The sequence below is a fragment of the Kitasatospora sp. NPDC054795 genome (assembly GCF_053611565.1).
The window spans coordinates 18,359-29,998 of sequence record NZ_JBSHAP010000057.1 but is presented as its reverse complement, the minus strand read 5'-3'; the positions used below and the strand labels follow the sequence as shown (position 1 = coordinate 29,998).

8 protein-coding genes are annotated in these 11,640 nt (G+C 74.1%); 6 read left to right on the top strand and 2 right to left on the bottom strand.

Annotation, left to right across the window (positions count from 1 at the left end; all coding sequences use genetic code 11):
• Nucleotides 1-161: 161 nt before the first annotated feature.
• On the bottom strand, nucleotides 162-1,781 hold the full coding sequence (locus ACWGJO_RS21265; protein ID WP_452185861.1) for an alpha/beta hydrolase: 1,620 nt from the start codon (nucleotides 1,779-1,781) through the stop codon (nucleotides 162-164).
• Between the two features lie 480 nt (nucleotides 1,782-2,261).
• Here ACWGJO_RS21265 and ACWGJO_RS21260 point away from each other — a divergent pair, with 480 nt between their 5' ends.
• Nucleotides 2,262-2,936, top strand: a complete 675-nt coding sequence (locus ACWGJO_RS21260) for a TetR/AcrR family transcriptional regulator C-terminal domain-containing protein (protein ID WP_452185859.1) — start codon at nucleotides 2,262-2,264, stop codon at nucleotides 2,934-2,936.
• A 162-nt stretch (nucleotides 2,937-3,098) separates the two neighbouring features.
• On the opposite strand, the gene ACWGJO_RS21255 is transcribed toward ACWGJO_RS21260, so the two are convergent.
• Nucleotides 3,099-3,704 carry a TetR/AcrR family transcriptional regulator gene (locus ACWGJO_RS21255; RefSeq protein ID WP_452185857.1) on the bottom strand — a complete coding sequence of 202 codons (606 nt, stop codon included), beginning with the start codon at nucleotides 3,702-3,704 and terminating at the stop codon, nucleotides 3,099-3,101.
• Between the two features lie 239 nt (nucleotides 3,705-3,943).
• Between ACWGJO_RS21255 and ACWGJO_RS21250 the strand changes: the two genes are divergently transcribed.
• From ACWGJO_RS21250 to ACWGJO_RS21230, 5 genes are all read left to right on the top strand, one after another.
• Nucleotides 3,944-5,119: an FAD-dependent monooxygenase gene (locus tag ACWGJO_RS21250; RefSeq protein ID WP_452185855.1), complete on the top strand. Its 1,176-nt coding sequence runs from the start codon at nucleotides 3,944-3,946 to the stop codon at nucleotides 5,117-5,119.
• A 57-nt stretch (nucleotides 5,120-5,176) separates the two neighbouring features.
• Nucleotides 5,177-5,698: a MarR family winged helix-turn-helix transcriptional regulator gene (locus ACWGJO_RS21245; protein WP_452185854.1), complete on the top strand. Its 522-nt coding sequence runs from the start codon at nucleotides 5,177-5,179 to the stop codon at nucleotides 5,696-5,698.
• 115 nt (nucleotides 5,699-5,813) lie between these two features.
• Nucleotides 5,814-6,392 carry a hypothetical protein gene (locus ACWGJO_RS21240; protein WP_452185853.1) on the top strand — a complete coding sequence of 193 codons (579 nt, stop codon included), beginning with the start codon at nucleotides 5,814-5,816 and terminating at the stop codon, nucleotides 6,390-6,392.
• Nucleotides 6,389-7,255 carry an NmrA family NAD(P)-binding protein gene (locus ACWGJO_RS21235; protein ID WP_452185852.1) on the top strand — a complete coding sequence of 289 codons (867 nt, stop codon included), beginning with the start codon at nucleotides 6,389-6,391 and terminating at the stop codon, nucleotides 7,253-7,255. The genes ACWGJO_RS21240 and ACWGJO_RS21235 overlap by 4 nt, the downstream gene beginning before the upstream one ends.
• A 390-nt stretch (nucleotides 7,256-7,645) precedes the next feature.
• A complete protein-coding gene (locus tag ACWGJO_RS21230) occupies nucleotides 7,646-11,605 on the top strand; it encodes a Pls/PosA family non-ribosomal peptide synthetase (protein ID WP_452185851.1) in 3,960 nt (1,319 codons plus the stop codon).
• The last annotated feature ends 35 nt before the right edge of the window (nucleotides 11,606-11,640 follow it).

The following is an 11,640-nucleotide window of genomic DNA, read 5'->3' as shown; positions in this document are numbered from 1 at the left end:
CACAAAAAATATGGTCGGCTGCTTCTTTTTTTTATAAGAGACCGCCCGGGGCCTCCGGGGCGCTCGGGGGAATCGCCCTAAAAGCCGGGTGGGGGGGGCCGCCACCCCCCCCCCCCACCACGACCGTCAACTCCTCCCCCGGGTCACCGGGGGCCGTTCCGTCAGACCGCCGGGAAGATCTCCGCGTCCGGCTTCAGCAGCTGGCCGGACGCTGGCGCGGTGCCGTCCACCAGGTAGCGGGTGACCAGCTTGTTCAGCGCCTGGCTGCGGCCCACGGCGCAGTGCTCGATCGAGTCGACACTGACCAGCACCGCGTTGCTCAGCTCCTGCTGCATCCGCTGGGCGAACTTGTACTGGGTGGCCGGGTCGTAGAGGTTGCCGATCACCATCACGGTGTTGGAGGTCTTCTTGTTCCACGGGCCGGTGAAGCGCTCGGCGTCCCGGGCCGGGGCCGGCCAGCTCGCGCACGCCGGCGCGTCGAAGGCCTGGTAGCGACCGAAGGTCGGCATGTCCTTCTCCCAGGCCTTCGCCGCGTTCGCGAACACCCGGTCGTTGGAGGGGTACGGCTTGTCCTGGCAGTTGACGGCCAGGTAGGAGTCGTCCGCGGTGTACTCGGAGTCGACCGGGGCCTCCCGCAGGGCCGCCCGCGGGACCTCCACCGAGAGCAGGTTGGCGTCCTCGTCCGAGACGTTCGCCTGCGGGGCCAGCAGCGCGGTCGCGGCCGGCTTCTGGAAGACCTGGTAGGTCGCCTGGAGCGACTTGGCCAGCGGGGCCAGCTTGGCCTGCGAGTACAGGGCGCTGGCCACCTCCCCGGTGAAGGTGCTCAGGGTCACCTTGGAGCCGTTCGGCAGCGTGATCGGGCTGGTCCGCAGGTGGTCGCGGAGCTGGTCGAACTTGGCCCGGGTGTCGCCGTCGCCGAAGGCGCAGCGCGGGGCGCCGGCGGCCTGGCAGCGCTTGAGGAACTCGTCCAGGGCGATCTCGAAGCCGTTCGCCCGCTGGCGGTCGTACTCCAGGCCGTTGTGCAGGCGCAGGTCCGGGTCGACGTTGCCGTCGACGATGATCGCGCGCACCTTGTTCGGGTACATGTTGGCGTACGTCGAACCGATCAGGGTGCCGTAGGAGAACCCGGCGAAGGTGAGCTGGGAGTCACCGACAGCGCGGCGCATCCGGTCCAGGTCGCGCACCACGTTGATGGTCGACATGTGCTCGATCAGGGGGCCGGCGTTCTTGCTGCAGGCGTCGGTGTAGTCCTGATCCGCGTCGAGCGTCTCGTTGATCTCGGCCTTGGTGACCGGCACGCCGACCATGCGGTTGGTGACCGCGTCGGCGTCCTCCTGGGTCTTGAAGCACTTGAGCGGGTTGCTCCGGGCCACACCGCGCGGGTCGAAGCCGACCAGGTCGAACTTCGACTGCACCTCGGCGCCGAAGCGGGCGGTCGTCGCCCACAGGTAACCACTGCCGCCCGGGCCGCCGGGGTTGAGGAACAGCGAGCCGATCCGCTTCGACGGGTCGCTCGCCCGCCGCCGCATCATGGCGATGCCGACCTTCTCACCCTTCGGGTTGTCGTAGTCCAGCGGCACGGGGTAAACGGCGCAGTCGTAGATGCCGGGGTCCGGCTTGGTCGGGTCGGGGTTGCACGGCGTCCAGGCGACAGGGTCGACCTTCGCCTCGGCCAGGCCCGGGGCCTGGTCGATGGGCGCCGCCGACGCGGCGACGGCGGTGCCGGTGACAAGTGCGAGAGCGCAGGTGACCGCTCCGGCCAGCGTGGATATGCGGGACAAGGAACCTCCTCCGTACTGAAAGGGCGGCCCCAGCCTGTCAGCCGGAGATCTCCGTGGGAAGACCTTAGAGCGGCGTAAATCATCCACCCGACACAGAACACCTCGCGAAATATTCTGTGAATGAACCAACTTGACGGTTGATTGACCTGATGCCATGTCACTCGAAGTCGTCGGTCGGCCTGGCTTCGGCGGGGCCGAACAGAGGCTCGGATACCCCGGGCGGCCACCTCCCCCGGAGCGCCGCTATTGTGCGACCGGCCGCGACGGACCCTCCGGGATCCACGCCCTGCGGAACCGTCCTTACTCCACGTCCTCGTTGAGCCTGCGGACCATCACGGCGACAAGCTGCACGACACCCTCCCCAGAGACTTCTTGCAGCGCAAGAAGCTGATGTCGAGTGTGGTTCTCTTGCACTGCAAGACTCGCCAGGGCCCGGGCCGCACAGCCCCGCTGGAGCCCATTGGGGTGAAGGAGGAACCGATGCCGACCCGGCGTACCCGCCCACGGACGGGGCTGACCCGCGAGAAGGTCATCGACGCCGCACTCGCCTACGTGGACGAACACGGCCTCGCCGCGCTCTCCAACCGCAAGCTCGGCGCGGCGCTCGGCGTCGAGGGGATGACGCTCTACTACTACGTCCCCAGCAGGACCGCCCTGCTCGACGGCATGGTGGAACGCCTGCTGGAGCTGTCGGCGGGAAGCCTGTTCGGCGAGCCCGACGGCCCGTGGACGGAGGCGGTCCGGGACTTCGCCGTCGAGCTGCGCCGACTGCTGCTCGACCATCCGGCCATACTCACCGTGCTGGCCACCCGCCCGGTCGCCACGCCGGTCGCCCTCGCCCTGCTGGAGCGCGGCATCGCCGTGCTCCACGCGGACGGCGTCCCACTCGGCGACGCGCTCGACGTGCTCAACTCCGTCGTCCGGTGGACCATCGGGCACACGCTGGGCGAGGCCGGCGAGACGCCCCATCACGAGTGCACCGAACCCCGGCCCGAACAGTTCGCCGCCCTGGACCAGGAGGCCTACCCCCACCTCGCGCAGGCCTTCGCCACCGGAGAGGGCCTCGACTCCGAGCAGTGCTTCCACCGCACGCTGCGCATCCTGCTCGCCGGCTACGCCTCCGAGCTGAGGCACCCGCACGGACCCGATTCCTGATCGGGCGACGGACCGCCGGACACGCCCCCGGCAGCCCCGCCCCGGCAGCCCGGCTCGCCCGGCTGACGCGGGCCGGGCGGACAGGGCGAGCCGCACGGGCTGGCCCTGGTCGCGTCGACGAGGCACGACGAGGCGACGAGGGCCGGCGAAGGCCGGCGAGGCTCAGCTCGCGACCGCTCCCCGCAGGGCGGCTGCCACCAGCCCCTGGATCGCGTCCACCCCGGGCTCGCCGCCGCCCACCAGGTGTTCGAAGACCAGGCCGTCGATGCAGGCCAGCAGCACGGCCGTCCGCCCTTCGGGGTCGGCCACGCCCTGAGCGGCGAGGAAGTCACGGACGGCGGCGCGCCCGGCGTTCTCCCGCGGGACGAGGATCTCGCGCAGCTCGGGATCGCGGACGCTCTCCACCGCGCAGGCGTGCCGGGCGAGCGAACGCCGCCGCCCGTCCCCGGTCAGGCGGCGCCGCGCCAACTCCGCGATCCCGTCGGACAACTCCGCCGCCGAACGGACCGACACCTGCTCCCCCATGGCGTGCAGTTCGCCCTGATCCAGTTCCACCAGCCGTCGCACCAGCGCGGTGAGCAGGGCCTGCCGGGTCCGCAGGTAGGCCGAGGTGGTCCCGAGCGGCAGCCCGGCCGCCGCGTCGACCGCCCGGTGGGTCAGTCCGCGCACGCCGAGGTCCGCCAGCACGCCGATCGCGGCGTCCGCCAGTACCGTGCGCCGGTCCTGGCGCCCCGCATCGTCCCGCTTCTGGTCCTCGTTTCGCCGCATCCCCCCTTTCTACCGGGGCCGGGTCACCCGCCGCGCACCGCCTCGGTCCGGGCCGGCCGTCACCCACCGGCCTCCGGCCACCAGCGGCCGGCCGCCGACCTCCGGCCCCTCGCCACCCCGACGACCAAGCGGCCGCGCGGCCGGCCCGCCACCCCGGCCCGCCTCCGTCCACCGACAGCCCCGTAGTACGCTCCTTCTACAGCTGTAGAAGTAGCACGGCGACACGGGAGGGACCGGGCTTGAGCAGCAACAGCGCGGTGGTGGTCGGGGGCGGTATCGGCGGACTGGCGGCCGCCATCGGGCTCCGGCTGGCGGGGTGGGACGTGACCGTGGTCGAGCGGGCGAACGTCCTGGAGGATGCGGGCGCCGGCATCTCCCTGGCCGCCAACGGGATGCGCGCGCTCGCGGCCCTGGGGGTCGGCGAGGCGGTCGAGGCGGCCGCCCGCCGCCAGTACACCGGCGGCACCCGGACCCCGGACGGCCGCCGGCTCGCCGCGATGGACGGCGCGGCGCTGGAGCGCGAGCTGGGCGCCCCGATCGTCGGGATCCGCCGGGCGGCCCTGCACCGCGTCCTGCGCGAGGCGCTGCCCGCCGCCTCCCTGGTCGTCGGCTCCGAGGTGACGGAGGTGGACACCACCCGGCCGTTCCAAGTCCGGGCCGGATTCGGCGGCACGACGCTGGAGGCCGACCTCCTGGTGGCGGCCGACGGCGTCAACAGCCGTCTCCGACGCCGCCTCTTCCCCGGCCACCCCGGCGCCGCCTACAGCGGTTCGACGGTGCTGCGGGCGATCACCGAGCGTCCGGTCGACGGCCTGAAGGCCGACTTCGAGCTGACCTGGGGCCAGGGCGCCGAGTTCGGCCACATCGCGTTCCCGGACGGCACCGCCGAGTGGCACGCGGTCCTGAACGCCCCGGCCGGGGTCCGCTACCGGGACCCGCTGACCGAGGTCCGCCGCCGCTTCGCACGCTGGCACGAGCCGATCCCCTCGCTGCTGGCCGCGACCCGGCCGGAGGCGGTGCTGCACCACGACGTCAACGAGCTGGCCAAGCCGCTGCCGTCCTACGTGTCGGGCCGGATCGCACTGCTCGGCGACGCGGCGCACGCCATGACGCCCCACCTCGGCCAGGGCGCCTGCCAGGCGCTGGAGGACGCGGTGACCCTGGCGGCGGCGCTCGCCGGGACCCGGACGGTCGAGGGCGCGCTCGCGCGTTACGACGCGGCCCGCCGCCCGCGCAGCCAGGCCGTGGCCCGCGATGCCCGCCGGGCCGGCCGGCTGGGCCAGCAGCTCGCCCGCCCGCTGGCGGTCGGTCTGCGCAACGCCGCGATCCGGCTCACCCCGCCCGGCGCGATGGTCCGGACCGTCCTGCGGCACGCCGACTGGACGCCGCCCAGGATCGCTCCCCGTGCCACCTAGGCATCGATCCGTGGTTCGACTTGACCGGGAATCAGGTTAGGCGCCATATTACTTCTTGTGACCCAGCACCCCGAGGGTGGCCCCACGGCCCCCAGCCTCGATCAGGCCCGCCGCCAGATCGCCCGCTACGGCCTCGCGGCCGACCCGCAGGCGATCCTGGTCGCGGCCCGGCTGATGGCGGCGGGCGCCAGGATCGGCCAGGCCGGCGAGGTGCACTTCGGCCGCTTCGGTCTCTCCACCGGCCGCTACCGGCTGCTGGCGGACCTGGAGGACCACGGCGGCGAGAAGTCGCCCTCCCAGCTCGCGGCGAGTCTCGGCGTCTCCCGGGCGACCGTGACCGGCCTGGTCGACGGCCTGGAGCGGGAGGCGCTGGTGGCCCGCAGGCCGTCCACCGAGGACGGCCGCGGCAACGTGGTGATCCTCACCGCGCGGGGCGCCGACAAGCTGCGGGAGCTCGCCCCCGCGCACTTCACCCGGATGCAGGCACTGGTCGGGGGCCTCTCCGTCGAGGAGCGCGCCACCTTCCTGGACCTGCTGGCCCGAGTGGTCGCGGGCATGGACGCACTCACCGAGGACTGATCCACCCCCCGGCGGGCCGCCGAACGGCGGTCCGCCTCACTTCAGCCCCAATAGTTAGGCACCTAAGCACAAATACTTAGGTGCCTAACTATAAGCGAGAGGAAGAACCGACCCCATGAGCAAGAAGGCCCCGGGCGCTCCCCCGCCCTTCGTCCTGTGGCGCGAGGTCCTGGTCGCCTATGTCATGCCCGCCGCCATGGCCGGGACCGGCGGAGCCGTGACCGGCCAGCCGCAGCTGGTGGCCGCCGCACTCACCACCATCGGCGGCACCTCCGCCCTGGTGGCCGCCGCACTCGGCGCCATGCTGCGCCGCCGCCCCGTCCGCACCCGGCCCGCCCGGACCCCCCGCCCGCTCGCGGCCGCCGCCCTCGGCCTGGTCGCCGCCGCCCTCGGCCTGGCGATCGGCCTCGCCGCCGCCCGCTGGCTGCCGCACGTCCCGGCCCTCGCCGACAGCCCCTGGCCGCGCCGGCTGCCGATCGACCTGCCGGTCTCCTCGGCGATCGCCGCCACCATCACCACCTGGCACTGGCGCGGCAGCCGCCCGGCCCGCACGGCGCAGCACCGGCTCCCCGCCGCACCCCAAGCCGGAACCGCGCCCCGACCCGGAGCCGCGTCCCGCCCCGAAACCGCGTCCCAGCCCGGAACCGCGCTCCACCCCGGAATCGCACCCCATCCCGAAAGGCAGACGTCATGATCGTCATCATGGGCGCCGGTGGCGCCACCGGCGGCGCCACCCTGCGCAGCCTCGCCGCCCTCGGCGCACCGAGCCGCGCCCTCAGCCGCGACCCCGCCCGGTTGGCCGCCGCCCTCGACGAGCACACGCTCGCCCGGACCGCCACCCTCCCGGCCGACGCCGCCGACCCGGCCTCCCTGCGTACGGCGTTCCGCGGTGCGCACCAGCTCTTCCTCACCATGGCCAACGGCCCGGAGCAGGTCCGGTACGAGCTGAACGCGATCGAGGCCGCGGTGGACTGCGGCGTGGAGCACATCGTCAAGGTCTCCGCGCCCGCCGCCGAGCCGGACTCCCCCGTCGCCGTCTCGCGCGGCCACCACCTGATCGAGGAGCGGCTGCGCTCCTGCGGCATCACCACCACCGTCCTGCGGCCGTACGCGTTCATGCAGAAGCTGCTGCTCCTGGCGCCCGGCATCGCCGCCGCCGGGGTGGTGCACGGCGCGATGGGCCAGGCGCGGTGCAACTACGTGGACGCCCGGGACATCGGGGACGCCGCGGCCGAGGTGCTCACCCGTCCCGAGCTGGCCGGCGGCACCTACCCGCTCACCGGCGGGAGGGCCTACAGCTACCCGGAGCTCACCGCACTGCTGGGCGAGCTGCTCGGCCGGCCGGTCCGCTACCTCGACCTGAGCCCGTCCGACCTGCACGCCCACCTGGTCGGCCGGGCCGGGATGCCGCCCTGGCTCGCCACCCACGTGGTGGAGATCCAGCAGCTCGCGGTGGTCCGCAAGGAGACCCCGGACGGCTCCTTCCTCGACCTCACCGGACGCGTCCCGCGTACCCTGGAGGCCTTCCTCGGCGAGAACCTGCACCGGTTCCGCTGACCACCGGGCAGGACGGCGGGCCGGGCCCGGGCCGGAGAAATCGGCCCGGGAAACCCGGCCCGCCACCTCCCGCCACCCGAAGGGAGCAGGAATCGCTGTGGCGTGGATCACGGTCGGAAAATCGACCTGACGATCCGTCAATTCCGCTGACGCCCCATCACTTCCACATCAAGAAGCGTCAGTTATTGACTGACGTTCTGTCAGATTCGGCCATTTGGGCGCCAGTTGGGCCGAGTGTCCGCTCCTTTCCGCTCACCGCCCCGGGGCTACCATCGGTCAGGTTGTCCGCTCCGGCCCCGGAGTGGGGTCACCCGATCAGGCGGTGCTCCCACCGCCCCAGGGGCCGGGCATCGGTCGGAACGGGGCGAGGACGAGGAGCGCACGGCTGCCATGACAGCTGAACCGAGCCACCCTGAGCAGTACGCCACGCCACCGCAGCAGCCCACCCAGGCCGCACCGCCCGCGCCACCGCAGCCGGACCCGGAACCGAAACCAGAGCCGCAGCCGCAGCCGCAGCAGGCACGCGCCCTGTTCCCCGGCCGCCCGGCCGCCGCCCCGCGCACCCTGGTCGACGTGCTGGACGCCACCGTGCGCGCCCACCCCGACGAGCCCGCCCTGGACGACGGGCACACCGTGCTCAGCTACCGCGCGCTGGCCGCCGAAATCGAGCAGCTGCGCCACCGGCTGGCCGCCGCCGGGATCGGCCCGGGCGACCGGGTGGGCGTGCGCGTGCCCTCCGGCACCAACGACCTCTACGTCTCGATCCTCGCGGTGCTCGCCGCCGGCGCCGCCTACGTCCCGGTGGACGCCGAGGACCCGGACGAGCGGGCCGAGCTGGTCTTCGGCGAGGCCGCCGTCGCCGCCGTACTCGGCGCCGATCGCGCCCTGGCGACCACCGGCGAGCGCGCTCCCGCCCTGGAACGCCGCCCCACCCCGGCCGACGACGCCTGGATCATCTTCACCTCCGGGTCGACCGGCAAGCCCAAGGGCGTGGCCGTCACCCACCACAACGCCGCCGCCTTCGTGGACGCCGAGGCCGCGCTCTTCCTCCAGGAGGAGCCGATCGGCCCCGGCGACCGGGTGATGGCCGGCCTCTCGGTCGCCTTCGACGCCTCCTGCGAGGAGATGTGGCTGGCCTGGCGGCACGGCGCCTGCCTGGTGCCGGTCCCCCGCTCCCAGGTGCGCAGCGGCGCCGATCTCGGCCCCTGGCTGGCCGAGCAGGAGATCACCGTGGTCTCCACCGTCCCGACCCTGGCCGCGCTGTGGCCGGCCGAGGCGCTCAACGAGGTGCGACTGCTGATCTTCGGCGGCGAGGCCTGCCCGCCCGAGCTGGTGCAGCGCCTGGTCACCGAGGGCCGCGAGGTGTGGAACACCTACGGCCCCACCGAGGCCACCGTGGTCGCCTGCGCCGCCCTGCTGACCGGCGAGGGCCCGGTGCGGATCGGTCTGCCGCTGGACGGCTGGGACCTCGCCGTGGTGGACGAGGCCGGTGTGCCGGTCGCTCCCGGCGGCACCGGGCAGCTGGTGATCGGCGGCGTGGGCCTGGCCCGCTACCTCGACCCGGAGAAGGACGCCGAGAAGTACGCGCCGCTGCCCTCGCTGGGCTGGGAGCGCGCCTACCGCAGCGGTGACCTGGTCCAGGCAGACCCGGCCGGTCTGCTGTTCCTCGGCCGCACCGACGAGCAGATCAAGCTGGGCGGCCGCCGGATCGAGCTCGGCGAGGTCGACGCGGCCCTGCAGGCCCTGCCCGGTGTGGCGGGCGCGGCGGCCGCCGTGCGGACCGCGCGCGGCGGCAACCAGCTGCTGGTCGGCTACCTGGTGATCCAGGACGGCTTCGACCGCGAGCAGGCCGTCGAGCGGCTGCGCGCCGAGCTGCCGGCCGCCCTCGTGCCGCTGCTGGCGACCGTCGAGACCCTGCCCACCCGGACCTCCGGCAAGGTCGACCGCAACGCCCTGCCCTGGCCGCTGCCGGAGCTGGAGAGCGCCGGCCCGAGCGAGGAGCTGTACGGCACCGAGGCCTGGCTGGCCGAGCAGTGGTCGGAGATCCTCGGCGTCCGGGTCGGCGGCCCGCGCGACGACTTCTTCGCGATCGGCGGCGGCAGCCTGGCCGCCGCCCGGCTGACCACCTTGCTGCGCACCCGCTACCCGAGCGCGGCCGTGCTGGACATCTACCAGCACCCGACGCTGCGCAAGCTCGCCCGGCACCTGGAGCGCACCGCCGGCGAGAGCACCGAGGTCCGCACCGTCGCCCTGGTGCCGACCAGGGCCAAGCTGCTCCAGCTGTTCCTGCTGGTCCCGTTGTTCACCGTGGTCGGCCTGCGCTGGACGGTCGCCCTGCTGGCCGCCGGGAACCTCCTCACCCACCTCGGCGACTTCCCGTGGGCCCCCACCGCCTCGTGGTGGTGGGTCGGCGCGGGCGCGCTCGCGCTGTACACCCCGCCGGGCCGGCTGGCCCTCGCGGCGGGCGGCGCACGGCTGCTGCTGCGCGGCGTGCGCCCGGGCAGCCACCCGCGCGGCGGCTCGGTCCACCTGCGGCTGTGGACCGCCGAGCGGCTCACCGAGCTGAGCGGCGCGGACTCGCTGTCCGGCGCCTGGCTGGTGCGCTACGCCCGGGTGCTGGGCGCCAAGGTGGCCCCCGAGGTGGACCTGCACTCGCTGCCGCCGGTCACCGGGATGCTGAAGCTGGGCCGCGGCTGCGCGGTCGAGGCCGAGGTGGACCTGTGCGGCTACTGGCTGGACGGCGACCGGCTGCTGATCGGCCAGGTCAAGATCGGTTCCGGTGCCGTGGTCGGCACCCGCTCGACCCTGCTGCCCGGCGCCCGGGTCGGCAAGCGCGCCCAGGTGGCGGCCGGCTCCAGCGTCACCGGCCAGGTGCCGACCGGCCAGCGCTGGGGCGGCGCGCCCGCCGTCAAGCTGGGCCGCGCCGAGCGCACCTGGCCCAAGGACCGCCCGGTCCGCCGGGCCCGCTGGGCCTCGCTGTACGGCGCCAGCGGTGCCGTGCTCGGTCTGCTCCCGGTGCTGCCCGCGCTCGCCGCGCTGGCCGTGCTCTCCCGCTTCGTCGACCAGGGCGCGGCCCTCCGCCCGGCGCTCGGCGGCGCACTGCTCGGGCTGCTGCCCGCCACACTGGCGTTCGGCGCGGTGTACGCGGCGCAGCTGGTGGTGCTGGTCCGGCTGCTGAGCACCGGCCTGGTGCCCGGGACGCACCCGCTGCACGGCCGGGTGGGCTGGCAGGCGTGGACCGTCACCCAGCTGATGGACCGGGCCCGCGAGGTGCTGTTCCCGCTCTACGCCGGACTGGTCACGCCGCTGTGGCTGCGCGCCCTCGGGATGCGGGTCGGCCGGGGCGCGGAGGTGTCCACGGTGCTGGCGCTGCCCAGCCTGACCACGGTCGGCGACGGCGCGTTCCTGGCCGACGACACCCTGATGGCCCCGTACGAGCTGGGCGGCGGCTGGGTGCGGCTCGGCGAGGCGAAGGTCGGCGAGCGGGCGTTCCTCGGCAACTCGGGGATGACCGCGCCGGGCCGCTCGGTGCCCAAGCGCGGCCTGGTGGGCGTGCTGTCGGCGACGCCCGCGAAGGCGAAGAAGGGCGGGTCGTACCTGGGCATGCCGCCGATGCGGCTGCCGCGCTCGGCGGACCAGGCCGACCAGAGCCTGACCTACGAGCCGCCGGCCCGACTGCTGTGGGCGCGCGGGCTGGTCGAGGTGGGCCGACTGGTGCCGGTGCTGGCCTCGGCGGCGCTGGGTCTGCTGACCGCGGCCGCGCTGTCCTGGCTGGCGGCCGGCTCGCCGCTGACCGCCGCGCTGCTGTCCGGCCTGGTCCTGCTGGCCGCCGGCGCCCTGGCCTGCGCGGTCGCGGTGGCGGCCAAGTGGCTGCTGGTCGGGCGGTTCCGCGCGGTGGAGCACCCGCTGTGGAGCGGCTTCGTGTGGCGCAACGAGCTGGCGGACACCTTCGTGGAGATGCTGGCCGTGCCGTGGCTGGTCGGCGCGGTGCCCGGCACCCCGGTGCTGAACCTGTGGCTGCGCTCGCTCGGCGCGCACGTCGGGCACGGCGTCTGGTGCGAGAGCTACTGGCTGCCGGAGGCGGACCTGGTCACCCTCGGCGACGGGGTCACCATCAACCGCGGCTGCGTGGTGCAGACGCACCTCTTCCACGACCGGATCATGCGGATGGATACTGTGGTCCTCCGCGAGGGCGCCACCCTGGGCCCGGGCGGCATCGTGCTGCCCGGCAGCACGGTGGGCGCGCGCAGCACGCTGGGCCCGGCCTCGCTGGTGATGCGCGCCGAGTCCGTCCCCGCCGACACGCGGTGGCTGGGCAACCCGATCGAGGCGTGGCAGACCACGTCGTGACCACCTCCCCGTCCCCCCGTCCCGGCCCGCAGGAA

Coding starts and splice junctions, on each gene's coding strand:
- ACWGJO_RS21235 (WP_452185852.1), top strand. CDS start 6,389: ATGATCGTCATCATGGGCGCCGGTGGCGCCACCGGCGGCGCCACCCTG.
- ACWGJO_RS21260 (WP_452185859.1), top strand. CDS start 2,262: ATGCCGACCCGGCGTACCCGCCCACGGACGGGGCTGACCCGCGAGAAG.
- ACWGJO_RS21240 (WP_452185853.1), top strand. CDS start 5,814: ATGAGCAAGAAGGCCCCGGGCGCTCCCCCGCCCTTCGTCCTGTGGCGC.
- ACWGJO_RS21230 (WP_452185851.1), top strand. CDS start 7,646: ATGACAGCTGAACCGAGCCACCCTGAGCAGTACGCCACGCCACCGCAG.
- ACWGJO_RS21255 (WP_452185857.1), bottom strand. CDS start 3,704: ATGCGGCGAAACGAGGACCAGAAGCGGGACGATGCGGGGCGCCAGGAC.